This window comes from Emticicia aquatilis (genome assembly GCF_014644295.1).
GTDB classification, from domain to species: Bacteria; Bacteroidota; Bacteroidia; order Cytophagales; family Spirosomataceae; genus Emticicia; species Emticicia aquatilis.
In genome coordinates this window covers 196276-220876 of the sequence record NZ_BMKK01000009.1, presented here as the reverse complement: position 1 = coordinate 220876, position 24601 = coordinate 196276, and the positions used below count along the sequence as shown (strand labels likewise).

The following is a 24601-nucleotide window of genomic DNA, read 5'->3' as shown; positions in this document are numbered from 1 at the left end:
CATTAATAACCAAAAATTGTTAACTGATAAAGAATAATGTTAAGAACTCATACGTGCGGAGAACTAAGAATCTCTGATGTGAACAAAACCGTTACATTGAGCGGTTGGGTACAAGTTGTTCGTGATAAAGGTGGTATTATTTATGTTGACCTCCGTGACCGTTATGGCATCACACAATTGATTTTAAATGAAAATAGCACCGATGCAAACGCCATTTCAACTGCACGTACTTTGAGCCGTGAGTTTGTAATTCAAGCTACTGGCGAGGTAGTTGAGCGTATTGCAAAAAATGATAAAATCGAAACAGGAGATATTGAAATAAAAGTTACTTCACTCGAAGTGCTAAATCCTGCCAAATTACCACCGTTTTTGATTCAAGACGAAACCGATGGAGGCGATGATATTCGCATGAAATATCGTTATCTTGACCTACGTCGTAGTGCAGTGCGTCAGAATCTTCAGTTGCGTCATAAAATGGCACAACAAACACGTATCTACATGGATGCACAAGATTTTATCGAAGTTGAAACGCCAGTTTTGATAAAATCAACGCCCGAAGGTGCAAGAGATTTCGTAGTGCCAAGCCGCATGAATCCAGGTGAGTTTTATGCTTTGCCGCAATCGCCGCAAACATTTAAGCAATTATTGATGGTAGGTGGTTTTGACCGTTACTATCAAATCGTAAAATGTTTCCGTGATGAAGATTTACGTGCTGACCGCCAGCCCGAATTTACACAAATTGACTGTGAAATGTCATTTGTTGAGCAAGAAGATATTTTGAATATGTTTGAAGGGCTTATCCGTCATTTATTCAAGACAGTAAAAAATATTGATATGCCAGAAGTGCCTCGCATGACTTATGCTGATGCGATGCGTTTGTACGGAAATGATAAGCCAGATACTCGTTTCGGAATGGAATTTGTGGAATTGACTGACCTTGCCAAAGGAAAAGATTTCCCAGTTTTCGATTCGGCCGAATTAGTAGTGGCTATCAATGCGAAAGGTTGTGCAGAATATACTCGTAAGCAAATTGATGAGCTAACAGAATGGATGAAACGCCCACAAATCGGAGCAAAAGGTTTGATTTATGTACGTTATAATGCCGATGGTACATTAAAATCTTCGGTTGATAAATTCTATTCAGAAGAAGACTTAAAAGCTTGGGCTGAGCGTTGCGGAGCCGAAAAAGGTGATTTGATTTTGATTGTTTCGGGAGAAGCAAATAAAGCTCGCAAACAAATGAGCGAACTTCGCTTAGAAATGGGAACTCGTTTGGGTTTAAGAAATCCACAAGAGTTTAAAGCACTTTGGGTGTTAGATTTCCCGCTTTTAGAATACGGCGAAGAAGAAGACCGTTGGTTTGCAATGCACCACCCGTTCACGAGTCCGAAGCCAGAAGATATTCCTTTGCTCGAAACAAACTTAGGAGCAGTAAGAGCAAATGCCTACGATATGGTTATCAACGGGACCGAAGTTGGTGGAGGTTCGGTGCGTATTTTCCAAAGACCTCTACAACAAAAAATGTTTGAGGTATTAGGATTTACCGACGAAGAAGCCAAAAAACAATTCGGTTTCTTGATGGATGCCTTTGAATTTGGAGCTCCACCGCACGCAGGTATCGCTTTCGGTTTTGACCGTCTGTGTTCAATCTTCGGTGGTGCCGATTCGATTCGTGACTTTATCGCGTTCCCGAAAAACAATTCAGGACGTGATATGATGATTGACTCGCCTTCAACAATCGACGCCAAACAAATGGACGAATTGAAGATTAAAACGACAGTTTAACACCAATCATATTTATTCTGGAAGAGACAACTTGCTTTGGTGAGTTGTCTCTTTTCTTTTAAAAGGTAAATGATACTTTCGGCTACTGATTTTAAGCAAGATGAGGGCTGATAATTATCATAGTTGAAGTCAAGGAAAACGCTGACTTTTGAGGAAACAAAAATACAATAATTCAACTATGGATAATCAAAAGTATATCACCGACTTACATCAAGACCACCAAGAATGGGACAAAAAATTGACATTTTATGAAGATGAATTGAAGATTATGACCAATCGTTTGTCGGAGGTAAGTGCCAAAAATACTGATACTGACATCAAAATTAAAGTTGAACAATTTCAGAATCGCTTTGTGATTCAAAAAAATGAAATAGACCACCTCAAACACTCCATAAACATAGCAGAAGACCAAATAATAGCTAACATTAAAGAAAATCCTGTGGCATATACCCACCGAAAGTTGGAAGATGATGTCGAGTTGCGAGATAAAGTGCAGGTTTTTGAACCAATTTTTGCATCGCTCAAAGAGGATTTTACACAGTTTGTAGCAGAAAATCTATAACAACCCAAGCACAAAAGCCCTACCTTTCGGTGGGGCTTTTTGTTTATAAGAACGCAAATTGCCACTAATTTTAAAGTCCTTCTCTTTCGAGTAGAAGGGTTTGGGATGAGGTCTTTAGCTTATTACTCCTTCTTCGTTTCCTGCTCTTTTGCTTGTTTCTTGAAATATCTTCTGAAAAAGATATTGTGCTTCAACGCCTCCATGTTTTGGTCGAGCTTGGCACTGCTGCTTTCTAAATTACTGATAGTTTCTTTGATGTCTTTGGCAGTTTTTTCATCGTGCAATAAAACTCCAACGGGCGATGTCGTGTTGCTCGTCATTTTATTGATAGTCTTTGATGTTTGTTCCAAATTATCGGCCATCTGTTTAGCTGCCAACGATGTTTGTTTGAGATTGTCGGCAGTAGTTTGTAGGGTCGATATTGTATTTTTTATGGATGGGTAAATCTCCTTATCGGTTGCAATCGAATTAACAAAATTTCCCTCGGCATTCAATTTATTGGTGAGTGTAGCCAAACCCGATGCTCCTTGTTTCAAATCACGAGTGGCAGCTTCAACCGTTGCTAAAGATTTTGTCAGATTGGCGTACATGGTTTCGTCTTTCATCAATTTACCAATCGAACCCTGCCCAGCACGAATATCAGCTACTAAACTTTTCAAATCTTCGGTAATCGACAGAATATTTTTATTATTTGCCTGCAAGGTCTTCATCATTTCTTGCGTCGATTCTTCTTTTTCTATTCTAAACTTATGGCCAGTTTCAATCATTGGTGCTGTCGGAGAGCCGCCCGAAATCAAGATAATTGGGTTTCCGATGAGCCCGTCGGAGCTTACTCTTACCATGGCATCTTGCTTGATAAACTTCTGAGATTCGGCCTCAATACTAAACTCAACTTGCACTTTCGAATCAGGTGTGAAAGTGATTTGTCGGACAGTTCCGACCTTCACACCCGCAAACCACACATTATTGCCTTTTGTGAGTCCGTTTACGCTCTGAAAGGTGGCAGAAGCATCAATTCTGGAAATAAAACTTTTCCGCATGGTGCCGAGAGTTAGGATTCCCGCCGCCAAAATAAGGATGCCAATCAATATAAAAAGTCCTACTTTTGCTGAAATTCTTTGTGAAGATTGTGGGTTAGACATATATTTTCTTTTTAATTTTCGATAAAATTATAATCATAAAAACTCTTGATTCGAGGGTCTTTATCTTTAAAAACCTCCTCGAAAGTACCTTGAAATTTGAAACTGCCATCAAACAAAACCGCTACTCGGTCGCCAACTTCTTTGGCACAGGTGAGGTCGTGAGTAATGATGATTGAACTCGTATGATATTTTTCTTTTACTTCATTGATTAGCTCGTTGATTTCGATACAAGTAATAGGGTCGAGGCCAGCCGTTGGCTCATCATAAAGCATAATTTCTGGGTTCATAATTAGCGTGCGAGCAATACCGATGCGTTTTTTCTGACCACCCGAAAGCTCCGACGGCATTTGGTGAATAGCTTGCAGCAAACCCACCGATTCGAGTACATCATGCACAGCTTTGTCAATCTCTTTTCGGCTCATGTTTTTGATATTTCTGACCAACGGAAACTCTAAGTTTTCTTGTACGGTCATGCTATCATACAAAGCACTATTCTGAAACGAAAAACCAATTTTTAATCGGAGAGCATTGAGTTCTTTTTTGCTAATATTTATCAGACTTTGGTTCAGAACTTTTACGTTTCCTTTATCGGCCATGAGCAAACCCGCAATGATTTTTATCAAAACCGATTTTCCTGTGCCAGACCTCCCCAAAACTACCAAATTTTCGCCCTGATAAACATCAATATTGGCATCGACCAAAATATCTCTATCTCCAAATGATTTATATAAATGCTCTATTTCGATAACTTTATTCATGAGTGTTTTACTGGTGTATTGGTTATTGGTATAATGGTTATTAAGCATTACGAAACCAAAATTGCTTTTTTTCTGCTATTGCCTGCCGACTGTGGGCCATCGCCTAACTATCTAAACCAATTGGTTACTTGAACGATGAAAACTTCTTCGATGAAAATCAAAAACATCGACATAACGACCGAAGCATTAGCGGCTTTTCCGACACCTAAAGTGCCATTGCTGGCATTGTAGCCTTTATAACACCCAACTATACCAATCGTAAAGCCATAAGCAACAGCTTTGATGATGGCCGTCCAGAGGTCGAGAAAAATGATATTATTGAAGGCTTGCTCAACAAATGCCGAAAAATTAGTTTCTTCGTTGGTCGTAACGTTCAGAAAAACACCTGCCAATGCCATTAAGGCACAATAGAAAGAGAGTAGGGGAATCGTAACGGTTGATGCTAAAACTCTCGTCACGACCAAAAATCTGACTGGATTTACGGCCGAAACTTCCATGGCATCAATTTGCTCGGTCACTTTCATTGAGCCTAATTCTGCACCGATACTCGACCCAACTTTTCCTGCACAAATCAATGATGTAACTAATGGAGCTAAAGCACGAATGACTGCAATCGTAACGAGTGAAGGAAGCCATGAAGTAGCCCCGAAAGTTTCGAGCGAAGGGCGAGATTGTTTGGTGAAAACGAAGCCTGTGACGAATCCCGTCAGCGAAATAAGAACTAACGAACTATTGCCGATGCGATAACACTGATTGATGAATTCTTTAAATTCAAAATCTCGACTAAAGGCTTCTTTGAAAAACATCGCAATGAAATCGGCTCCATCTTTGAAGCCAATCAGCCAGTTGTCGATTTTGGGAGAAATTAAATTTTGCCGTGAACTCATGATGGGGTTGTGGACTGTAAAACTTTATAAAATAATACTAAAAAAACGTGCCAGCCCTCGAAGAATATACATAAACCAAGAAAGAAGCGATAAAAAATCCTAAATAATCATGTCTTTGAGTATAATTTCTTGATTACTCCAAATTGCTGAGGGCGAAATAAAATCACCTCTTTCGTACTTCAAATAGATACCTGCGTGTTTGAAGGCTTCTCTTACGTATTCAGAGCAAGTGTATTTATCATCATGAAAAACCTTTTCTTTTCCAACAATGGTTCGCCATAAGATTCGATAATATTCTTTTTTATCGTATTGCTTTGAAAGATTATCGAGTGCAAATTCTTTGATAACAAGTGCTTGTTCGGTTGATAAATGCTCATATCTTGCCCAAGCGATTCGCCCATTGTAATGATGGTAGTGGCCATCATAATTTTTTACCAGAAACGAGAGCGGAATCATTCTTACGCCAACCTCCAATATACTTTCTACCAAAAACAAACGGTTAATTTCTTCGATTTTCACGACAACCCCTACGTGGCTCCATGCACCTTTTGAGCGAATCCTGATGAGGTTTGAAAGCCAATGATTACCCGAGAAGAAAATCAAATCGCCAGTTTGAAAACTATCCCGATTGACTTCATAGTTTTTTAGGTTTTCACGAAATCCTTTTTGCGGAAACATCTCATCTAAGATTTTTCGGTTAGGTAATGAAATCGCCATGAAACTTTTGAAGCTTGGTTTTCGTTTATTAATTGCAAAGCAAATATAGTGGTCTTCAAGCCAAATCACTCATTCATAGATTAAAATTATGGTAACAGTAACAGAAATAGCAAAAAATAAAATCATAGAGCTAAAAGCCAAAGAAGGAATCACCGAAAATCACGGTATCAGAGTGGCTGTTGAAGGTGGAGGTTGTTCGGGTTTGATGTATGATTTGCAATTTGATGGTGAACAACGCCCAACCGACCATGTTTTTGAAGATAACGGTATCAAAGTTTTTGTTGATAAAAAGAGCCTTTTGTATCTAATCGGTACAGAACTTGATTTTTCAGATGGTCTTAACGGAAAAGGTTTTCAGTTCAAAAATCCAAATGCAACCCGCACTTGTGGTTGTGGCGAAAGCTTCTCGGTGTAAAATGACCGCTTGAAAAGTTTTTAACGATATTTATACAAAAACCATCTGTTGCGAAGCAGATGGTTTTTATTTTTGATACATAAACAATCTGAAAATGGCAAAAAAACTTAGTAGAACCGTAGGTAACGAAAAAATGTTTTTCGGAGTTTGTGGTGGCGTAGCCAAATACGTAGACGTCGATGCGGCTTTGGTCAGAATTCTGTGGGCGATTCTGACGATTTTTGGTTTTGGTACACCAATTCTGATTTATTTCATTATGCTGTTTATCATGCCAAAAGAAGACCAAGTACAATAAAAAAGCACACTCGTTTCGGAATGTGCTTTTGAATATCAGTTCTTATTGAAGAAATTAATAGCTTTACTCCAAGGCATCAAGTGAGTAATTACTGAGGCCTACTAAGTGGTACTCCGCCTGCAATTGACCGTGGACTATTATTTAATCTTAGTGATGTTCGTGATTTGCAGGGTTATTGTTATAGCCACCCGCAAAAATACCAATCATAACGAATAGACCTATTATGAATGTGAAAGTATCGCCCAAGAAAAATAATACTGCCATGATTACTAAAAAGATAATCAACATGAGCCAGTCTGGAAGGGGTTGAGAACTTGAATGATTTGCCATGATATATTTATTAGTTTTTTAATTCTGCCTGCAATTTATTAAATAAGCCGCAAAATATAAAATTTTACTTCACTTTCTGATAATGATAACTATTGCCATCGGCTAAAATAGCTCCAATTGGTGCTTTTTCGTAGAGAATAATTGACGAATTGGCATCATCAAAAGTAAGGAAAGCATAATATTGTGTTTTAGTAAATACAACTGCTTCTCTCGGCTCCGAACCATTATAGCTTACCTTTTGCACATCAAAATCGGTCGTTTCCGTAACTTTCCCATTTACGGTTCGAGTAAACGTTTTATTATTAGAATCAAAACTGATAATTTCTGTATTGGTGGCTTTTATCTCGGTTGGACTATTGGGTGCTGGATAACCAATACTCGTTTTAGTAAGTTGCCATTGGCCACTTATTTTAGTCAATGATGGTTCGATTATACTCTCATTCCCAACTTGGCAAGCCATCAGAAATAACGTAAAGATAATAAAAAAAGCTGTTTTCATTTTTTTGTAATGTTTACAATTTCAATTTTTTCAACTGTCGATTTACTTCCCCAACCACATATCAATTCTCCTTTTTCTTGAGTAGTTTTGTATTTCAAAATTACTGGGAAACTGAGGTTTCCTGTGTAGGTGTTTTCTGGAAGTTTAGCAATTTCAGCGTTCAGCAAACTTTTAAACATGGCACTACTTGCTTCGGTTGGTAAGACATCTTTTATTCTATCTCCCTTTGCATCTATTAAAGATATATGCTCGGCACATCCATCAACTGGCAAATTATTATTGAAAATAATGGCATTGGCTTCCATAAGCGGAGCAGTATTATCTTCGGCTTCGTTAGTGCAAGTATTCACTAAGATTGATAGCATGATGATTAATAGCATTTTCATCGTATTAAATATCCTCTGTTTATGCTATAGTGATTCCAAAAGTTTTGAAATGGTTGGAATCAGAAATCAAATTCTATAATTTCGGGGTCATTCATTAGATTTTTGATTGCTTTTTCGTGGTTTTTTTCTGGGCCTTTTACAATCCAAATACCGCTGATTGCTTCTTGAGTTTTGCTCTGTGTGCCACGTTCGGCATCGAGGCCAAATTGCTCGAATTTTTCTTCGTAGTGTTTCAAAGATTTGTTTCTGAATTTACATACAATTCTATAGGTACGAATAGTGTTTTTGCGTTTAATAATCTGCTGAATCGGAACGAGCGAGTATAATGCAAAAACCACAAAAATCATGGCCACAAAGCCTGTTTCGTAAAGACCATCGCCAAAGCCTACACACATACCCAATGCCGCCGTTACCCAAGCTGCTGCTGCCGTAGTGATGCCAGTAATACGTCCGTTTGAGTTATCTCTGAATATGATTCCTCCGCCCACAAAGCCAATTCCAGTTACGATATTTGCCGCAATACGGGCAGGGTCAGAGCCGAGTTTCATTGAAATAATTGTGAAGAGTGTCGAACCCAAGCAAATCAGAATCATGGTACGTAAACCAGCCGATTTGCTGTGATATTCTCGCTCAAGCCCGATAATCGCCCCAGTGCCTGCCGAAATAAGTAATTTGATAATATCTTCAGTGATAAAATTCATATTTTTAGACTTTCTTTTGTAAATTCAAATGTATAATTATTCTCAAACATTCTGCAGTAATATTAAGTTTTACGAACTTTTGAAAAACTTAACACGATTTTTTTGTTTTTTTGTGCAATGTTTAGTGTCTTTGCGTTATAATTATATAACATTAATTTAACGAAAAGTTAATATTAAACATACAAAAAAATGAAATCCGAAATCAAACAACAAGCTACCGAAATTGCAACTGCCTTAGCAGCAGTAGTTAGTGGCGAATCTACTAACAAAAAAATTAGGAAAGCTATTGAAAAATCGGCCGAAAAATTAGCAAAAGAAGTTGCTGAGATTAAGAAAGATGCTGAAAAGAAAGAGAAAAAAGCAGCAAAGAAAGCTGAGGAAGAAATAAAAAAAGCATTGAAAAAGGCCGAGAAAGAAGCTGAAAAAGAAGCTAAAAAAACTGCCAAAAAACTCGAAAAAAAAGCTGAAAAGAAAGCCGACAAAAAGGCAAGTAAAAAAGCTGAAAAGAAGGCTAAAAAAGCAGAGAAAGAAGTAGCGGTAGTGGCTCAACCCGTAGCTCCAAAACCAGCGGTTGCACCAAAGCCGACAGTTACGAAAAAGGCAGCTCCAGCGAAGACTCCTACTAAACCAAAACCTGTTGCTCCAGCAAAGGTTGTGAAGAAAGAACCAGTCGAAACTAAAGAATAACCTATGAGAAAATGGTGTAAGTCAAATATTTTTCAAGTAGCAGCAGCATTGGCTTGCACCATTTTTTTTATTTCGTTTAGGGTATCGGCTCAAAATATCAATGAGTTGATTATCAGCGAAATAATGGCCGACCCAACTCCTACAAAGGGTTTGCCCGAAAAAGAGTATATCGAACTCTATAATCGAAGCGATAAAGTAATTGACCTTAATCGTTTCAAACTTACCTACAATACCACCACCGTAATTTTTCCGAGTTTTTTATTGCAGCCCAAAAGCTACGTGATTGTCACGAGCCGCACCAACGAAGCTGATTTTAAGCCTTATGGAAATGTGGTAGCTCTCACGAGTTTTTCGCTCCTCAATACAGGTACAACGCTCACTATTCGGAATCCACAAAACAAGACAATCTTCTCTGTAACCTATTCTGATAAATGGTACGAAAAAGGCAAAGACCAAGGTTATTCGCTCGAAATGATTGATACCAATTTTCCCTGCGTAGAAGAAGGTAATTGGACTTCGTCTTCGGCAGTATTGCAAGGCACACCCGCCAAAGAAAATGCCGTAAAAGCCTCAAAACCAGATCTTACACCACCATCATTGAGTCGCTTTGAGATTTCGGGTGGAACGAATGTAAAGTTGATTTTCTCCGAAAAGCTCGATAGCCTTTCGGCCGTAAGTATCAATGCGTATAGTTTAGATAAAGGATTGAAAATCAATACTATATCTATAGAGTCTCCGCAAAATACGAATGTAAATCTAACACTGGGTTCGGCATTACAAGAAAATACGCTTTACACGCTCACTGCCAAAAATATAGCCGATTGTTCGGGCAATGTATTGCTTTCGGTACAGGCTCTTTTAGGAAATCTAAAACCTGCCGACTCGGGGAATGTGGTGTTAAACGAAGTATTGTTTAATCCACGAAGTGGGGGAGAAGATTTTGTGGAAATTTATAACCGAACTGATAAACTAATTTCTCTCAAAAACTGGGCTTTGGCCAATGTTGATGCTACTGAAAAAATTGCCAATATTCGCACCATTTCTACGACCGATTTTGTCTTGCAACCGAAACAATTTTTGGTACTTTGTCGAACTGCCAGTGCTATACAAAATCAATATTTCAAGGCCGTAAAAGCTAATTTTTTACAGCTTGCATCAATGCCATCATTTCCTGATGATGAAGGCTCGGTTGTTTTACTGAACGAAACCCAAAAAGTTTTCGACCGATTCGATTATTCCGAAAGAATGCACCATCCTTTGGTTGACGATAAAGAGGGAGTTTCGCTCGAAAAAATAGATTATAACAAAACCTCTGCCGACCCAACTAATTGGCAGTCAGCCGCTTCGACCGAAGGTTTTGCTACGCCTGGTTATGCCAATTCTCAGCTTTTGGTTGATAGTCAGGAAAGTGTTTTCAAAATCGAACCTGAAGTTTTTACGCCCGATGGCGATGGCCAAGACGAAGCCACAAAGTTCATTTTTCAACTCGACCAGAGTGCGTATATTGCCAATATTCAAATCTTTGATGCCAATGGCCGATTGGTTCGTCAACTTGCTCAAAATCAATTACTTGGCAATAATGTAAGCTTTGAATGGGACGGGAAAGCTACTAATAATGAAGTTGTGCCTGTTGGATACTATATTTTACTGGCCGAACTTTTCAACACCAACGGCGATAAAAAACACTACAAAGGAAAAGTTGTTGTGGGTGGTAGATTTTAAGTGAAAACCTAATCTTCATTATAGAATAAAATGCAAAAACTATTTTTTACCCTTATTTTTTCGGTCATGCTACTGGAAATTTCTGCTCAAAAACCAACTATCGAAAACCTAAAATCAGCTATCGAAACAAAACTAAAAAGCGTTGAGGGTGAATTTGCCGTAGCATTCAAAGATTTACAGACGGGCAAAACTTTGTTTATCAACGAAAAAGAAAATTTCCACGCTGCCAGCACTATGAAAACACCTGTAATGATTGAAGTTTTCAAACAAGCAAAAGCAGGAAAATTTAAGTTGACAGATTCGATTTTGGTGAAAAATGAGTTTAAGAGCATTGTTGATGGTAGCCCATACAGCATGGATATTGCCGATGATAGCGGAGATGGTATGTATAAAATGATTGGTAAAAAAATGACCATTTATGACCTGACTTATCAGATGATTATTGTAAGTAGTAATCTGGCTACTAACATTTTGATTGATTTAGTCGATGCGAAAAATGCTAACCAAAGCATGAGAGCATTGGGTGCAAAAGACATTCAAGTTTTGCGAGGCGTAGAAGACCAAAAGGCATTTGATAAAGGGTTGAGTAATACAACCACAGCCTATGATTTGATGTTGATTTTTGAAAAAATCGCCCAAAACAAAGTGATTGATAAGAAATCGTGCGAGGAAATGCGTAAGATTTTATTCGACCAAAAATTCAATGAAATCATTCCCGAAAAGCTTCCAAAAACAGTAAAAGTTGCTCATAAAACGGGCTCAATTACGGGTGTTCAGCACGACTCTGGCATTGTTTATTTGCCCGATGGAAGAAAATATGTGCTGGTGCTACTCTCAAAAAAACTTAAAAATGCCGATGCTGGCGTGAAGGTTTTAGCCGAAGTTTCGGAGATGATTTATGAGTTGGTAAAATAATTTTTACTGATTGTGCAAGTTTATAAAGTTTTTAGCATCCAAAAGGATAAATAAATTTAAAGAAAACTTTATGACAAAAGTAGCACTTTTTTTAGCCACACTTATTTTCATCGTTGCTTATGGTTGCAGTAAATCAGATGATATAACAGTTACGCCAAGTACCACGACCACGAGTTCAAGCTACAACGACCTCTGGATTCCGCCTACCATTACGGGCAAAACTTTTGATTTAACATTAGCAAAATCAAGCAAACAACTGCGTACAGGAGCTAAAACCGCTACTTATGGCTATAATGGTGCTGAGTTTTGGGGGCCAACATTGATTATGAACAAAGGTGATTTTGTTCAGATGAATGTTACCAACAATCTTTCTGAAACTACCACAACCCATTGGCATGGTTTTCATATTCCTGCCATTATGGATGGTGGCCCTCATCAGATGATTGAACCCAACACAACTTGGAAGCCATCTTTCGAAATAAAAAATAACGCAGGTACTTATTGGTATCACCCTCATTTACACGAAAAAACATTTCAACAACTAACCTACGGTGCAGGCGGGCTTATTATTATCAAAGACCCGATTGAGTCGGCTTTGGCGTTACCCCGAACTTATGGGACTGATGATATTCCGTTGGTCTTGACCAGCAGAAGGTATAACTCTGATAATTCGTTTACTACAACCGAACACGCTTATGGCGATTATGCAATGGCCAATGGCACCCATGATGCTCAAATTAGTTTGCCCAAACAATTTGTTCGTTTCAGAATTTTAAATGCCGAAACCGAACGTGCATATAATCTTGGCTTTAGCGATAACCGTAGTTTTTATGTTATTACCAATGACGGTGGCTTGCTCGATGCTCCAGTTGAAGTAACACGAGTAAAATTAGCCGTAGGCGAGCGTGCCGAAATCTTGGTTGATTTGAGTAAAGATGCCGTTGGTGCAAGCTTAGATATGAAAGCCTATAATGCCAATCAAGAATTTGGTTTTGGTGGTAGCGAGCCACAAACTACTGGCCAATTTGGTAGTTTATTAAATAATAAAGATTTTAATGTGCTACATATCAATGTAAAAGCTGCTACATCAAATGCAATTACAGCCGTTCCTGCAAAGTTGACAACAAACACTTATTGGAAAGAATCGGACGCTACCAGCACCCGAACAATCAAGATAACTGGCGGACAAGCGGGGTCAGCTTTTACGTTTGATAATAATACTTATGGTTTCACAACCATTAACCAAACCGTGAAACTAAATGCCATTGAAAAATGGACGATTGTAAATAATAATATCTTTGGGCATTCATTTCATATCCATGATATTCAATTTAAGATTGTTTCTCGAAGCTCAGGAGCTATTGCCAATTACGAATCTGGTTGGAAAGATACTTTTTATATCCGAACTGGTGAAACAGTTTCCGTAGTAGCAAAATACGACGATTTTGCGAGTAACACCAATCCATTTATGTATCATTGCCACTTCCCGAACCACGAAGATGCGGGACTGATGGGGCAGTTTTTAGTAACCCAATAAATATTACTATTTTGAATTTTAAGCACATAGTGAGCTTATTTTTTGCTTTTCTTGTATTGGCATGTCATGAAAGAAAAGCAAAAAGTAATGTTTTAAACGTTGATACTAACCTAAAACAAACTGATAGAGGCTGGCTTTATAAAGGGCAGCCTTTTTCGGGTTATATGATTGAAAAAGAAGAAAATAGGGTGGTTTATCAATTACCTATTGCCGAAGGACGAGAGCAAGGTTTAGCAAAAGGTTGGTATAATACAGGAGAAAAATTATTAGAACGTATTTTTATTAATGGCAAAAAAGAAGGTGTGTTTAAGCAATGGTGGCCAAATGGGAGGTTAAGGTATTTGTTTCATTATAAATATGACCAATTTGATGGAAAACAATTGGTTTATTTTCCGAATGGGAAAGTCAGAGAAGAAAGTAATTATCAGTTGGGAGAAAAAGAAGGTACACAAAGGGTTTGGGATGAAAACAGTAAATTGATTTCAAACTACGTTATCAAAAATAGAAGAATTTACGGAGTAGTTTCGGTTAAAAGTTGCATTCCTGTTGGGCATTGATAGAATACTTAATAAATTCAATTGATACAGCTTGAAAACGTTAAAAAGAATCTTGAATTAAATATTTTATTGCATTCAAGCTGTATTCAAGATTAAAACATTTTATCAAAGTTCAAATACTCCACTTTTCCCATGAAAGGGAATAGAGGTAAGTGTTCAATGTTTTTAACAACTTCTGGCATTTCTGTATCTTTAAAAATAAGCATAGCTCCATCTTTTTCAGATTTGATGTAGAAATTCTCTAAAATACCTGCTTCTTTCCACTGCATAATATGAGCCATTTCTTGCTTTCTTAATTCTTCAAAATTCCCTTTCGAGTTATCGAAGTGCATTGTAATTAATACTGTGATTCTTTTCATATAATTAGTCGTTAAAATTTATTTCATGGCAAAATTATTATCTTTGACTATTAATTTAGTATAGATAAAAATTATGTGTATAGGCTAAAATTTTAGACTAATGGAAAATACAACACTTAGAAAGACAAAAGATTTTACACCGGGCAATTGTCCAGTAGTTTATTGTATGAATATTATTGGTGGAAAATGGAAGCCAAGCATTATTCACATGATACGAACCGACAGAAATAGATATAGTATTTTACTAAAAAACATTACAGAAATTAGTAAACAAACACTAACCAATCAATTACGTGAATTAGAGGCTGACGGCATTATTGAAAGAATAATTTACCCAGAAATTCCACCAAGAGTAGAATACAAAATTACGCCTTATGGAAGTACCTTATTACCGATAATTGATAGTATGTATCAATGGGGCAGACAAAACATGGAACTCGATAAAAAAAGTTATTGTGATGAAAAGTAGTTGATAGTTATTAGCCACTAATAAAAACCTAATCACCCAATCCCTTATGAAATTTATAAAATATTGCCTGTTGTTGCTCAGTTTGGCTCATTCGGGGTCGTTGCTTGCTCACGTAGGCGAGCATTCAAACACAAAAAGTGTGATTTACACAATTAAGGGTAAGCAAGTTGAAGGGCATTTCCTGATGGAACGTGAGGGAAAGGTTTTTATCGAACAAGAAAACGGCAAAATCATTTCGGCAGATTTGAATGATTTTTCTTTTTCAAATCAAGCTTCCTTGAGTAAGAAAATTGCTTTTTTGAAGCAAATAAATACTGAAAATCGAGTAGTGGGGAAATTTACTAAAAATACCGAATCAACTGATTATCAGTCTATTTATGTTTTCCTCTTCATTGGTATTCTTGGTTTTATTATTCTGATGAAGAAACAAAACCAAAACCCCAAAATGGCTTATTTCTTGGGGAGTTTTATGTTGTTTTTTTATGCTTGTAAAACCAATGAAGCCGAACCAACTACCTCGACCACTAACACTACTCCAACTTTGAGCAAAACCGACCCAAGTTTTATTGAAAAGGTTTTTACACCATACAAATCAGAAGTGAAAACACGCTTTGATGATACCTATTTTTATGTCGAAACCGAGGGTATTCCACAGACTCACAATATGATGGTTGGCATTACGAGCTGGCAACAACAAGTGCCGATTCCGCAGGGCTATACAGGCTCAAATGCGTGGTCGATTCCGCTCAAACCAGAATTTGCTGCTTCGCCTTTGAGTTTTAAAACCAATTTTATGAAAGGAGCGGTAGCCATAGCCCCCAATGGTATCCCGATTTTCAATCCACTCAATAACCGAGGTGAAGATGCTTTTGCCATTGGCGAGTTAGACCAATGGGGCGGGCATTGTGGTCGTGCCGATGATTACCATTATCATATAGCACCGCTTCATTTTGAGGCTACCGCTGGTAATAATCCGATTGCCATGGCTCTTGATGGTTTTGCCATTTATGGAACGAAAGAACCCGATGGCACCGCCATGAAAACCTTGGATGAATACCATGGACATAATTACAGCAATACTTATCATTATCACACCGATACCAAGTATCCGTATTTTATGGCTGCGATGCGAGGAAAAGTAAGCCTTGACCCAAGTACCCCAGCTCCCGAAAATCAGATACTTCCACAGGCAAAATCGGCAGGTGTTCGTCCAGCTTTAACTGCTTTGAAAGGGGCAAGTATTACCAATTTTAAAGCCACTGGAACAAATGCTTATTCACTTGAATATACACTTGATAGCAAAAAAGCCTATGTAAATTATGCTTGGGATACTAAAGGTGTTTACACCTTTACATTTATCGGCATAGATGGTAAATCAACAACAACCCAATACACTAAGAAATAAATAAAAATGAAGAAAATACAGTTTTTAATAGCCTTTTGTAGTATTTTACTAATAAATTGTGCAAAAGAAGAGGTCGAAACACCAACCAATACTGGAGTTTTTACTTTAGAGAGTTCGGGCGTAGTCAATGGTGTTTTAGATAAAAAATACACCTGCGATGGACAAAGTTTTGCTCCGCCATTGGCATGGAAAAATATACCTACTGGCACAAAATCTTTTGCCGTACTAATGCACCATATTCCACCAACGGGAGATAAACACGTGTATTATGTGGTATATAAATTACCATCGACGGTAACCTCTCTACCCGAAAACAACACAAGCATAGGTTCGTTTGGCGTAAATACTGTCAACGGGAAAAATAGTTATACACCGCCGTGTTCACAAGGGCCAGGTGCAAAGATTTATATCATTACGGCCTATGCTCTTTCTGCTGAGCCAGTTATACCAGCTTCTACCACAAAAGTAACGATGGATGTAGTCTTAGATGCCATCAAATCAACTACTTTAGCAAAGTCAGAATTATCGGTGAGTTATACTCGACCTTGATGAAGTCAAGAGAGCAGAAGCCCGATTAGACATTTATACTAATCGGGCTTTTTTATGCCAAAAACTCAACCTTTTTCTTAAATAAAACGTATCTCAAAAAATAAATAAATAATCTCACAGCGTTTCAAATTAATTTGTCGTCTTAGTAATTATAGAGCATTATTAGACGAAAAATTATGAAAAAACGTATTTAAACTTGAGAACAATGCGTTACGTAAGAAAGATAACTGAGGAACAAGTTGAACATTTAAGAGAAGTGTCACGTCGCAGTCGTAATTATCGTGAACGTGAACGAGCAAAAGCAATTTTATTGAGTTACAAAGGATACAATGTAACTGTTTTATCTGATATTTTTGAAGTAAGCCGTGGTACAATAACTAACTGGCTTGATGCTTGGGAAGAACGTGGCGTATTCGGTTTGAAAGATTTACCTAAGATGAATAATAACTCACTCAACGAAAAATCTTTGATTTATAACTAAAGCTTTTGAAACAAATCTACTTTTTTTATTCAGAAAGTCTGCTGCTATTAGTGGTAGGCTTTTTTTGTGAATAACTACGCCGTTTATTGCCTATTTTTTCTGTGGACTTGCAGGCCATCTACTGTTGACTGAAAAGGCTATTTTAATTTAGCAAGAAAATACTGGACTAATCTGATTTCTTGGGTAAATTTGCTTAGAAATATCTATAGAAAAATCATTCTGTAGATTACCGCTTCTTTCATCAATGAAACCAGACTTCTCGAAAATATCCTTAGAGTCAAGCACATCGCTTCATACAAACGAAACCCAATCGGAAACTTCGACTTATTTTCGTACAGCTGAGGGCATCAACGTAAAACCAAGATTCACCGCAAAAGATATTGAATCGGCCGAGCATTTGCATTTTTCGGCTGGTATTCCTCCGTTTTTGCGTGGGCCGTATAGCACAATGTATATCATGCAGCCGTGGACGATTCGTCAATATGCTGGTTTTTCAACGGCCGAGGAATCGAATGTTTTTTATCGTAGAAACTTAGCGGCTGGACAAAAAGGACTTTCGGTAGCTTTCGATTTGGCTACGCACCGAGGTTATGATTCTGACCACCCACGTGTAACTGGCGATGTCGGAAAAGCAGGAGTTGCCATTGATTCGGTCGAAGATATGAAAATTCTCTTCGACCAAATTCCACTTGACGAAATGTCGGTTTCGATGACTATGAATGGGGCAGTTTTACCAATCATGGCATTTTATATTGTAGCGGCCGAAGAGCAAGGTGTTTCACCCGAAAAACTTTCTGGAACAATTCAAAACGATATTCTGAAAGAATTTATGGTGCGAAACACTTACATATATCCACCAGAGTTCTCGATGCGAATCGTGGGTGATATTTTCGCTTATACCTCGAAAAATATGCCGAAATTCAACTCGATTTCGATTTCGGGCTATCATATTCACGAAGCAGGAGCTCCCGCACATTTAGAGTTGGCCTATACGCTTGCCGATGGATTAGAGTATATCCGAACGGGAATTGCGGCAGGAATGGATATTGATAGTTTTGCTCCACGTCTATCGTTTTTTTGGGGAATTGGCATGAATCATTTCATGGAAATTGCTAAAATGCGAGCTGGGCGTTTGCTTTGGTCGAAAATCGTGAAGCAGTTTAATCCTAAAAGTGCTAAATCTTTGGCTTTACGCACACACTGCCAAACTTCTGGTTGGTCACTGACCGAGCAAGACCCATTCAATAATGTTGCCAGAACTGCCATCGAAGCAATGGCCGCTGCATTAGGGCATACGCAATCGCTCCACACCAATTCTCTTGATGAAGCCATTGCTTTACCGACCGATTTTTCAGCCAGAATTGCTCGTAATACACAGTTGTATCTTCAACACGAAACCGAAATTTGTCGAGTAGTTGACCCGTGGGGAGGCTCGTATTATGTAGAATATCTCACCAAAGAATTGGTAGAAAAAGCATGGGCATTGATTGAAGAAGTAGAAGCATTGGGTGGAATGACCAAAGCGATAGAAACTGGTTTGCCAAAAATGAGAATCGAAGAAGCAGCAGCCCGAAAGCAAGCCAGAATTGATTCGGGAAAAGATATAATTGTTGGTGTAAATAAATACAGAACTGATACTGAAACGATTATTGATGTATTGGATATTGATAATCAGGAGGTTAGAAGAAAGCAAATCGAAAAACTCGAAAAAGTAAAAGCCGAAAGAAACGAAGCAGAAGTGCAAGCGATTTTGGAGAAGATTACTGAAGTAGCGAGAGGGAATAAAGTTGAAAATCTCCTCTCCCTTGCTGTCGATGCTGCACGTAAACGTACCACTTTGGGCGAAATATCTTATGCCATGGAAAAAGTAGCTGGTCGCCACAAGGCGGTTATCCGTTCGATTTCGGGAGTGTATCAAGCGGAAGTTTCTGACGATGAAAATTTCAGAATAGCCAAAGAAATGGCCGAACAATTTGCCGAAATCGAAGGTCGTCGCCCAAGAATTATGGTTGCCAAAATGGGACAAGACGGTCACGACCGTGGAGCAAAAGTAATTGCTACAAGCTTTGCCGATTTGGGTTTTGATGTAGATATAGGCCCACTTTTCCAAACGTCAGAAGAAACCGCTCGCCAAGCAGCCGAAAACGATGTGCATATTGTTGGAGCATCAAGTTTGGCGGCTGGACATAAAACGCTCGTTCCGCAACTCATCGAAGAACTCAAAAAACTGGGTCGAGAAGATATTATGGTCATTGCTGGGGGCGTAATTCCTGCCCAAGATTATCAGTATCTCTATGATGCAGGCGTAAAAGGAGTTTTTGGACCTGGAACGGTCATTTCGGTAGCCGCTCAGAAGATTTTGAAGGAATTGATGGCTTAAAACTCCATTTTTGCCATTTATCTACAGAAAAATGAGACATCCCTAATTTTTAAAAAACTTAATTGGTATTTTAAAAATAAAATGACTAAGAGTTTTATTCATTGCCGTCTGCTTTAGCTGACGGATACTTATATACAATCTATACAATCAAATTTGACTTTAGTCTAAATAAAAGGTTAGACTAAAGTCGGATTTGTTCTATCTTTTGCTGTAGTCCGTCAGCTAAAGCAGACGGCAATGAGTATTTTTTAAATCATATTCGGGATGACACATATTTTGTGTTCTTTATGATAAAGATATTCTCTCTGCAACTTTTCCACCTCTTTCTGCATCTACATTACAATATTACGTCTCTACATCCGTAGTATAATTGATATCCATTCCACAAAAACACACCAACCGTTATGCTGAAAAAACTATTACTACTATTATTTATTACTCAAAATCTATTTGCTGCTGGTATTAGGGGTAAAATCAAAAATGAAAAAGGTGAAGCGATGCCCTACGCTTCGGTACTGGTGAAAGGTACAGAAATCGGTACAATGGCCAACGAAAATGGCGACTATGAAATCAAACTCAAAGCTGGTTCTTATGAAATTGTTTTTCAATACATTGGCTATCAGTCAGTCACGAAAAAAGTTGATATTGATGAAAACGTACAGACACTCAATATCACGATGAAAGAAGTGAGCATTGAGTTGGGAGGCGTGAAGGTTTCTAACAACAATGAAGACCCCGCCCTCACAATCATGCGAAAAACTATCGCCATGTCGCCGATTCATCACAAAGAAGTAGAAAGTTATTCGCTCCGCAATTATGTTCGTGGCTCTTTTAAGGTGGATGATGTTCCGTTTATTTTAAAGAAAGAAATGGAAAAAAACTTCATTAAAGAGGGACAAACGTATGTTTTGGAGTCGGTTAATGAAATAAAATTTAAGCAGCCTAACAGCCTTAGTGAAAGAGTACTTTCGGTTCGCTCGAATATTCCGCCAACCATGAAAGGGGCAGAGAGTATTTCGTTTAGCCGAATTAATTTTTATAATCCATCTAATGCTGAATCACCGATTACAGCTAAAGGAGCAATCAATTATAAATATGTTTATGAAGGATTTTTTCAAGATAAAGGGCTGTATATCAATAAAATAAAAGTAATTCCGAAAGTAAAGTCGCCTGGGCTTTATCGTGGTACGATGAATATTATTGATGGAACGTGGAGTCTGCACAGCGTAGATTTTGAGTCGGAAGAACAGATTGGTAAAGTTAAAATGAAAGTAATTTTTTCACCAATTGAAGATATTTGGATGCCCGTACAGGCCGATGTATTTAGCACAATTGATGCTTTTGGAATAGAAGGCTCAGCACGAGTGGTTACTTCTTTTAAAAACTATCAATTGGTCAAGAATCCAAAGTATGCTACCATCAAACCACAAGTGTTGGACGATAAGATTTTCAAGACCGAAGCTAAAGACCTTAACCGTAAGAAACTGGATACAAAGACCATTCTCGAACAGAAGGAGATAACACTTAAACAACTCAAAAAAATCTCGAAAGACCTCGAAAAAGAAGAGGTAAAAGAAAAGAAAGAGAAAAAAGAGGAGATTATTGCCTCGAATTATTCTCGCTCGGAAGATACCCTCGCACGCAAACGCACCGAAGATTTTTGGGCTGAAGAACGCCAAGTGCCGCTGACTGAAATTGAGGTAAAAGGTTATCAGCGAGCTGATAGTATTTATGCCGTAAATGCAACTAAAATCAGTGTGAAAATCAAAGAAGACTCGCTAAAAAAAGCACGTCCTGCCAAATTTAAGTTTGGGCATTTGATGTCGGGTAATTCATACCCTTTTAATCCAATAGACAAAAACGATAAAAAGAAAGGCTATAAAGACTATTTTACGATTGGAAATTGGAAAGAAGATACTCGGTACAATGCAGTTGAGGGTATAAATATCGGTTTTCCGAGGTTAAGTTATCGCCACAGAATTGATTCGCTTGGTTCGTTTTCGATGAATGTTAAGCCGCATTATTCAATTCAAAGAGAAAGACTCAATGGCTCGGTTGGGATTGGTTATGGACAGAAAAAGTTTAGCATTGGAGCCGAAGCAGGGCGTAAAGTATTTCAGATGAATAACGAAGAACCCATTAATAATTTAGTCAATGCGGCTTATGCTTTGCTGGATAATCGTCATTTTGGAAAGTTTTATGAGCAGAAGTATGTACGAATCAATTTTAGCCCACGTATTAATGATAACATCACGTTCCGCACCTATTTGCAATTTGCTGAGCGATACCGCTTGACTAATATTGAGAAGCAAGGTTTCAGAAAAATAGCCGATAGATATTACGAATCGAACGACCCAATTCATCAGGATTTCAAGACAACTGCCTTTGATACCCACACACAAACCCGATTCAATGCGGTGCTGACTTACAGACCATTTTCGAGGGTAAGAATCTATAACGGGAATCGTTATGTGCAGACTTACGGCCCAACGTTCCGTCTCGAAAATCTTTCTGCATTTGGAGAAACAGGCTTCAATCGTGTAGAATTGGGCATGAACCATGATTTTGACTGGAAATTGCGAAAGGTTTCATTGAGAGCAGAAATCGGAACTTATTATGGCAATAAACCTACTTATTTTCTTGATTATAAGCACTTTAATGGCAACGAAACTTTTATTCAAACCCACCAAGATTTCCGAGATTTGCCTTATTATCAGTACAGTACAGATGGTGGCTATGCCCAATTATTTACCAAAGTCGATTTCAAAAGATTATTCCTGACCAATATTCCGTATCTCCAACGAAAAGGCTGGGAAGAACGTCTCTACGGAAACGTTTTACTGACCAACCAAATTAAACATTATGAGTTGGGATATGGTATAAAAGGTCTTTTTGGACTCTTCAATGCTGAGGTTTACAGCATTTTCAATCAAAAACGATATTCTCATACAGGCTTTAGGGTTTATTTACCGATTAAGTCGGGGGTTAATTTTTAGAATCGTGCATAAGTTTTTATCTTTGTCCAAAATAATAAGGAAATGATTGCACTACGTGAGCCAAAACCAGCCAAACGTCCGCCTCGGAATATTCCTGCCCATCTCGTTTATGAAATAATGGACGGAAAACCCATCTATTATCGTGGGTATCGAGAAGTGCTTTTGAATAAAAAAACTTTTGAGGAAATCATGGGAGCAAGTAGTTTGCAATCAATCATCATTTATTATTTGGTAAGTTTTATTGGGAAGTTTATTGATGAAGACAAATTTACTGTGCTTACTGGTGAAGCAGGTTTGCATTTAGACCATCGCAATAATTTGGCAAACGATATTGCGATTTTTGATAACACAATTTTGACTCCCGATAAAATCAATAAAAAATATGCCGATGTTCCACCTAAAATTGCCATAGAAGTAGATATTGCAGCTGATATTGAAGACTTAGGCGAGTCGGGGTACATTTACAAGAAAACTCAAAAACTACTTAGTTTCGGTACAGAAACAGTTTTTTGGGTGTTAACAGCTGCTCAGGTGGTGATTGTGGCTACTTCCGAAAAAATCGAAACTTTTAATTGGAATAAAGATATTCAATTGATTGATAATCAGTTTTTTAATATTGGAAAGTTTCTTGATAAAAAAGGAATTGTAGTTGAGTAAGTAAAAGATTTTAATCCAAAATACTGTTATAAACGTTATATAAACATGAATCAGAAGGTATTCATGTTTTTTTCATTAAATAGGGTAAACCCTATGTTATAAACTTTACTAATAATGACCACAAATACAAGCGAAGCACTTTTCGCAAAAGCCAAAAACTTCATTCCAGGGGGCGTAAACTCGCCAGTGAGAGCCTTTCGTTCGGTAGGCGGAAATCCGATTTTTATCAAAAGAGCTAAAGGTGCTTATATCTTCGACGAAGACGATAATCAATACATTGAACTTATCAATTCTTGGGGACCAATGATTTTAGGTCATGCATTCGAACCAGTTGAGCAAGCAGTGAGTGAAGCCATCAAAAACTCATTTTCGTTTGGAGCTCCCACGCGTCGTGAAGTAGAAATGGCCGAATTGATTATTTCGATGGTGCCTTCTATTGAAAAAGTGAGAATGGTAAACTCTGGTACAGAAGCAACAATGGCGGCTATCAGAGTAGCAAGAGGTTATACAGGAAGAGAGAAAATCATTAAGTTTGAAGGCTGCTATCATGGTCACGGCGATTCGTTTTTGATTGCCGCAGGAAGTGGTGCCGTTACGATGGGTGTACCTGATAGTCCAGGTGTAACAAAAGGCGTGGCAAATGATACCTTGACAGCTCCGTACAATAATTTGGAAGCCGTTCAGATGCTTTGCGATGCCAACAAAGGACAAATCGCTGCTTTAATTTTGGAGCCAGTTGTCGGAAATATGGGTTGTGTTTTGCCAAAAGAAGGTTACTTACAAGGCTTGCGTAATATTTGTACAAAAGAAGGAATCGTATTGATTTTTGATGAAGTAATGACAGGCTTCCGTTTGGCAAAAGGTGGAGCTCAGGAGCGTTTCGGTGTAACGCCCGATATGACAACTTTGGGTAAAATTATCGGTGGTGGAATGCCAGTTGGTGCGTATGGCGGAAAAGCAGAAATCATGAATTGTGTGTCGCCACAAGGGCCTGTTTATCAAGCTGGTACACTTTCAGGCAACCCGATTGCAATGGCGGCAGGACTTACTATGTTACATCACTTAAACGACCATCCAGAAGTTTATACGCAACTCGAAGCAACTGGAAACCAGATAGTTGGAGGTATTCGTTCGATTCTTGATAAACTGAATCTTAATTACCAAATCAATCATGTCGGTTCGATGTATAGCCTTTTCTTTACCGAAACCCCAGTGGTAGATTTTGAAACGGCAAAGACATCAGACACCGCCAAATTTGGTAAATATTTCCACGGAATGCTTGATAAGGGTATCTATCTTGCACCATCTCAATACGAAGCTCTTTTCCTTTCAACGGCTCTTTCGCAAGAGAATATTGCTGAGGTTTTGGCGGCTAATGAGGCAGTTTTGAGTATGATATAATTAATTTAA

26 protein-coding genes are annotated in these 24601 nt (G+C 38.1%); 17 read left to right on the top strand and 9 right to left on the bottom strand.

Annotated elements, in window-relative coordinates; translation table 11 throughout:
- Positions 1–36 precede the first annotated feature (36 nt).
- Both aspS and IEX65_RS20420 read left to right on the top strand, forming a co-directional pair.
- Entirely contained in the window at positions 37–1785 is a 1749-nt protein-coding gene (aspS, locus tag IEX65_RS20425; RefSeq protein ID WP_188768841.1) for an aspartate--tRNA ligase, read from the top strand.
- A gap of 178 nt (positions 1786–1963) precedes the next feature.
- Positions 1964–2347 (top strand): hypothetical protein, encoded by a 384-nt coding sequence (locus IEX65_RS20420; RefSeq protein ID WP_188768840.1) that lies wholly within the window; start codon positions 1964–1966, stop codon positions 2345–2347.
- Positions 2348–2469: 122 nt separating this feature from the next.
- Here IEX65_RS20420 and IEX65_RS20415 read toward each other — a convergent pair whose 3' ends face one another.
- The 4 genes from IEX65_RS20415 to IEX65_RS20400 form a co-directional block, all read right to left on the bottom strand.
- The gene (locus tag IEX65_RS20415; protein ID WP_188768838.1) at positions 2470–3489 is read right to left on the bottom strand and encodes an MlaD family protein; all 1020 of its coding nucleotides are present in this window, start codon (positions 3487–3489) and stop codon (positions 2470–2472) included.
- Positions 3490–3500: 11 nt separating this feature from the next.
- Positions 3501–4247: an ABC transporter ATP-binding protein gene (locus tag IEX65_RS20410; RefSeq protein WP_188768836.1), complete on the bottom strand. Its 747-nt coding sequence runs from the start codon at positions 4245–4247 to the stop codon at positions 3501–3503.
- Between the two features lie 107 nt (positions 4248–4354).
- A complete protein-coding gene (locus IEX65_RS20405) occupies positions 4355–5134 on the bottom strand; it encodes an MlaE family ABC transporter permease (RefSeq protein ID WP_188768833.1) in 780 nt (259 codons plus the stop codon).
- A 99-nt stretch (positions 5135–5233) separates the two neighbouring features.
- A complete protein-coding gene (locus IEX65_RS20400) occupies positions 5234–5851 on the bottom strand; it encodes a YiiX/YebB-like N1pC/P60 family cysteine hydrolase (RefSeq protein WP_188768831.1) in 618 nt (205 codons plus the stop codon).
- 88 nt (positions 5852–5939) lie between these two features.
- Between IEX65_RS20400 and IEX65_RS20395 the strand changes: the two genes are divergently transcribed.
- Positions 5940–6266 carry a HesB/IscA family protein gene (locus tag IEX65_RS20395; protein ID WP_188768829.1) on the top strand — a complete coding sequence of 109 codons (327 nt, stop codon included), beginning with the start codon at positions 5940–5942 and terminating at the stop codon, positions 6264–6266.
- Between the two features lie 94 nt (positions 6267–6360).
- A complete protein-coding gene (locus IEX65_RS20390) occupies positions 6361–6561 on the top strand; it encodes a PspC domain-containing protein (RefSeq protein ID WP_188768827.1) in 201 nt (66 codons plus the stop codon).
- Between the two features lie 147 nt (positions 6562–6708).
- Here the strand turns inward: IEX65_RS20390 and IEX65_RS20385 are convergent, their stop codons facing one another.
- The 4 genes from IEX65_RS20385 to IEX65_RS20370 form a co-directional block, all read right to left on the bottom strand.
- A complete protein-coding gene (locus tag IEX65_RS20385) occupies positions 6709–6891 on the bottom strand; it encodes a hypothetical protein (protein WP_188768825.1) in 183 nt (60 codons plus the stop codon).
- A gap of 64 nt (positions 6892–6955) precedes the next feature.
- Entirely contained in the window at positions 6956–7390 is a 435-nt protein-coding gene (locus tag IEX65_RS20380; RefSeq protein WP_188768823.1) for a hypothetical protein, read from the bottom strand.
- Complete coding sequence (locus IEX65_RS20375; protein WP_188768821.1) at positions 7387–7776, bottom strand: hypothetical protein; 390 nt, start codon at positions 7774–7776, stop codon at positions 7387–7389. The genes IEX65_RS20380 and IEX65_RS20375 overlap by 4 nt, the downstream gene beginning before the upstream one ends.
- 59 nt (positions 7777–7835) lie before the next feature.
- The gene (locus tag IEX65_RS20370; protein WP_188768819.1) at positions 7836–8477 is read right to left on the bottom strand and encodes an MgtC/SapB family protein; all 642 of its coding nucleotides are present in this window, start codon (positions 8475–8477) and stop codon (positions 7836–7838) included.
- A gap of 189 nt (positions 8478–8666) precedes the next feature.
- Between IEX65_RS20370 and IEX65_RS20365 the strand changes: the two genes are divergently transcribed.
- From IEX65_RS20365 to IEX65_RS20345, 5 genes are all read left to right on the top strand, one after another.
- On the top strand, positions 8667–9164 hold the full coding sequence (locus IEX65_RS20365; RefSeq protein ID WP_188768817.1) for a hypothetical protein: 498 nt from the start codon (positions 8667–8669) through the stop codon (positions 9162–9164).
- A 3-nt stretch (positions 9165–9167) separates the two neighbouring features.
- Positions 9168–10886: a lamin tail domain-containing protein gene (locus IEX65_RS20360; RefSeq protein WP_188768815.1), complete on the top strand. Its 1719-nt coding sequence runs from the start codon at positions 9168–9170 to the stop codon at positions 10884–10886.
- A 30-nt stretch (positions 10887–10916) separates the two neighbouring features.
- Positions 10917–11801: a serine hydrolase gene (locus tag IEX65_RS20355; protein WP_188768813.1), complete on the top strand. Its 885-nt coding sequence runs from the start codon at positions 10917–10919 to the stop codon at positions 11799–11801.
- 70 nt (positions 11802–11871) lie between these two features.
- A complete protein-coding gene (locus IEX65_RS20350; RefSeq protein ID WP_188768811.1) occupies positions 11872–13338 on the top strand; it encodes a multicopper oxidase family protein in 1467 nt (488 codons plus the stop codon).
- Positions 13339–13367: 29 nt separating this feature from the next.
- On the top strand, positions 13368–13895 hold the full coding sequence (locus IEX65_RS20345; RefSeq protein ID WP_229250802.1) for a toxin-antitoxin system YwqK family antitoxin: 528 nt from the start codon (positions 13368–13370) through the stop codon (positions 13893–13895).
- Positions 13896–13987: 92 nt separating this feature from the next.
- Here the strand turns inward: IEX65_RS20345 and IEX65_RS20340 are convergent, their stop codons facing one another.
- A complete protein-coding gene (locus IEX65_RS20340; RefSeq protein WP_188768808.1) occupies positions 13988–14254 on the bottom strand; it encodes a hypothetical protein in 267 nt (88 codons plus the stop codon).
- Positions 14255–14354: 100 nt separating this feature from the next.
- Between IEX65_RS20340 and IEX65_RS20335 the strand changes: the two genes are divergently transcribed.
- From IEX65_RS20335 to hemL, 8 genes are all read left to right on the top strand, one after another.
- Positions 14355–14723 (top strand): winged helix-turn-helix transcriptional regulator, encoded by a 369-nt coding sequence (locus tag IEX65_RS20335; protein ID WP_188768806.1) that lies wholly within the window; start codon positions 14355–14357, stop codon positions 14721–14723.
- Positions 14724–14769: 46 nt separating this feature from the next.
- Positions 14770–16128 carry a YHYH protein gene (locus tag IEX65_RS20330; RefSeq protein WP_188768804.1) on the top strand — a complete coding sequence of 453 codons (1359 nt, stop codon included), beginning with the start codon at positions 14770–14772 and terminating at the stop codon, positions 16126–16128.
- Between the two features lie 6 nt (positions 16129–16134).
- Complete coding sequence (locus IEX65_RS20325; RefSeq protein WP_188768802.1) at positions 16135–16677, top strand: YbhB/YbcL family Raf kinase inhibitor-like protein; 543 nt, start codon at positions 16135–16137, stop codon at positions 16675–16677.
- A 205-nt stretch (positions 16678–16882) separates the two neighbouring features.
- Entirely contained in the window at positions 16883–17158 is a 276-nt protein-coding gene (locus tag IEX65_RS20320) for a helix-turn-helix domain-containing protein (protein ID WP_188768800.1), read from the top strand.
- Between the two features lie 244 nt (positions 17159–17402).
- A complete protein-coding gene (gene scpA / locus IEX65_RS20315; protein WP_188768798.1) occupies positions 17403–19538 on the top strand; it encodes a methylmalonyl-CoA mutase in 2136 nt (711 codons plus the stop codon).
- 404 nt (positions 19539–19942) lie between these two features.
- Positions 19943–22534, top strand: a complete 2592-nt coding sequence (locus tag IEX65_RS20310; RefSeq protein ID WP_188768796.1) for a DUF5686 and carboxypeptidase regulatory-like domain-containing protein — start codon at positions 19943–19945, stop codon at positions 22532–22534.
- A 42-nt stretch (positions 22535–22576) separates the two neighbouring features.
- Positions 22577–23191 carry a Uma2 family endonuclease gene (locus tag IEX65_RS20305; protein ID WP_188768794.1) on the top strand — a complete coding sequence of 205 codons (615 nt, stop codon included), beginning with the start codon at positions 22577–22579 and terminating at the stop codon, positions 23189–23191.
- Positions 23192–23305: 114 nt separating this feature from the next.
- Positions 23306–24592, top strand: coding sequence for a glutamate-1-semialdehyde 2,1-aminomutase (hemL, locus tag IEX65_RS20300; protein ID WP_188768793.1), 1287 nt, complete (start codon positions 23306–23308; stop codon positions 24590–24592).
- Positions 24593–24601: the final 9 nt, after the last annotated feature.

Excerpts from the sequence above, each read along its gene's own strand:
- aspS (WP_188768841.1), top strand. The coding sequence starts at position 37 with ATGTTAAGAACTCATACGTGCGGAGAACTAAGAATCTCTGATGTGAAC.
- IEX65_RS20420 (WP_188768840.1), top strand. The coding sequence starts at position 1,964 with ATGGATAATCAAAAGTATATCACCGACTTACATCAAGACCACCAAGAA.
- IEX65_RS20415 (WP_188768838.1), bottom strand. The coding sequence starts at position 3,489 with ATGTCTAACCCACAATCTTCACAAAGAATTTCAGCAAAAGTAGGACTT.
- IEX65_RS20410 (WP_188768836.1), bottom strand. The coding sequence starts at position 4,247 with ATGAATAAAGTTATCGAAATAGAGCATTTATATAAATCATTTGGAGAT.
- IEX65_RS20405 (WP_188768833.1), bottom strand. The coding sequence starts at position 5,134 with ATGAGTTCACGGCAAAATTTAATTTCTCCCAAAATCGACAACTGGCTG.
- IEX65_RS20400 (WP_188768831.1), bottom strand. The coding sequence starts at position 5,851 with ATGGCGATTTCATTACCTAACCGAAAAATCTTAGATGAGATGTTTCCG.
- IEX65_RS20395 (WP_188768829.1), top strand. The coding sequence starts at position 5,940 with ATGGTAACAGTAACAGAAATAGCAAAAAATAAAATCATAGAGCTAAAA.
- IEX65_RS20390 (WP_188768827.1), top strand. The coding sequence starts at position 6,361 with ATGGCAAAAAAACTTAGTAGAACCGTAGGTAACGAAAAAATGTTTTTC.
- IEX65_RS20385 (WP_188768825.1), bottom strand. The coding sequence starts at position 6,891 with ATGGCAAATCATTCAAGTTCTCAACCCCTTCCAGACTGGCTCATGTTG.
- IEX65_RS20380 (WP_188768823.1), bottom strand. The coding sequence starts at position 7,390 with ATGAAAACAGCTTTTTTTATTATCTTTACGTTATTTCTGATGGCTTGC.
- IEX65_RS20375 (WP_188768821.1), bottom strand. The coding sequence starts at position 7,776 with ATGAAAATGCTATTAATCATCATGCTATCAATCTTAGTGAATACTTGC.
- IEX65_RS20370 (WP_188768819.1), bottom strand. The coding sequence starts at position 8,477 with ATGAATTTTATCACTGAAGATATTATCAAATTACTTATTTCGGCAGGC.
- IEX65_RS20365 (WP_188768817.1), top strand. The coding sequence starts at position 8,667 with ATGAAATCCGAAATCAAACAACAAGCTACCGAAATTGCAACTGCCTTA.
- IEX65_RS20360 (WP_188768815.1), top strand. The coding sequence starts at position 9,168 with ATGAGAAAATGGTGTAAGTCAAATATTTTTCAAGTAGCAGCAGCATTG.
- IEX65_RS20355 (WP_188768813.1), top strand. The coding sequence starts at position 10,917 with ATGCAAAAACTATTTTTTACCCTTATTTTTTCGGTCATGCTACTGGAA.
- IEX65_RS20350 (WP_188768811.1), top strand. The coding sequence starts at position 11,872 with ATGACAAAAGTAGCACTTTTTTTAGCCACACTTATTTTCATCGTTGCT.
- IEX65_RS20340 (WP_188768808.1), bottom strand. The coding sequence starts at position 14,254 with ATGAAAAGAATCACAGTATTAATTACAATGCACTTCGATAACTCGAAA.
- IEX65_RS20335 (WP_188768806.1), top strand. The coding sequence starts at position 14,355 with ATGGAAAATACAACACTTAGAAAGACAAAAGATTTTACACCGGGCAAT.
- IEX65_RS20330 (WP_188768804.1), top strand. The coding sequence starts at position 14,770 with ATGAAATTTATAAAATATTGCCTGTTGTTGCTCAGTTTGGCTCATTCG.
- IEX65_RS20325 (WP_188768802.1), top strand. The coding sequence starts at position 16,135 with ATGAAGAAAATACAGTTTTTAATAGCCTTTTGTAGTATTTTACTAATA.
- IEX65_RS20320 (WP_188768800.1), top strand. The coding sequence starts at position 16,883 with ATGCGTTACGTAAGAAAGATAACTGAGGAACAAGTTGAACATTTAAGA.
- scpA (WP_188768798.1), top strand. The coding sequence starts at position 17,403 with ATGAAACCAGACTTCTCGAAAATATCCTTAGAGTCAAGCACATCGCTT.
- IEX65_RS20310 (WP_188768796.1), top strand. The coding sequence starts at position 19,943 with ATGCTGAAAAAACTATTACTACTATTATTTATTACTCAAAATCTATTT.
- IEX65_RS20305 (WP_188768794.1), top strand. The coding sequence starts at position 22,577 with ATGATTGCACTACGTGAGCCAAAACCAGCCAAACGTCCGCCTCGGAAT.
- hemL (WP_188768793.1), top strand. The coding sequence starts at position 23,306 with ATGACCACAAATACAAGCGAAGCACTTTTCGCAAAAGCCAAAAACTTC.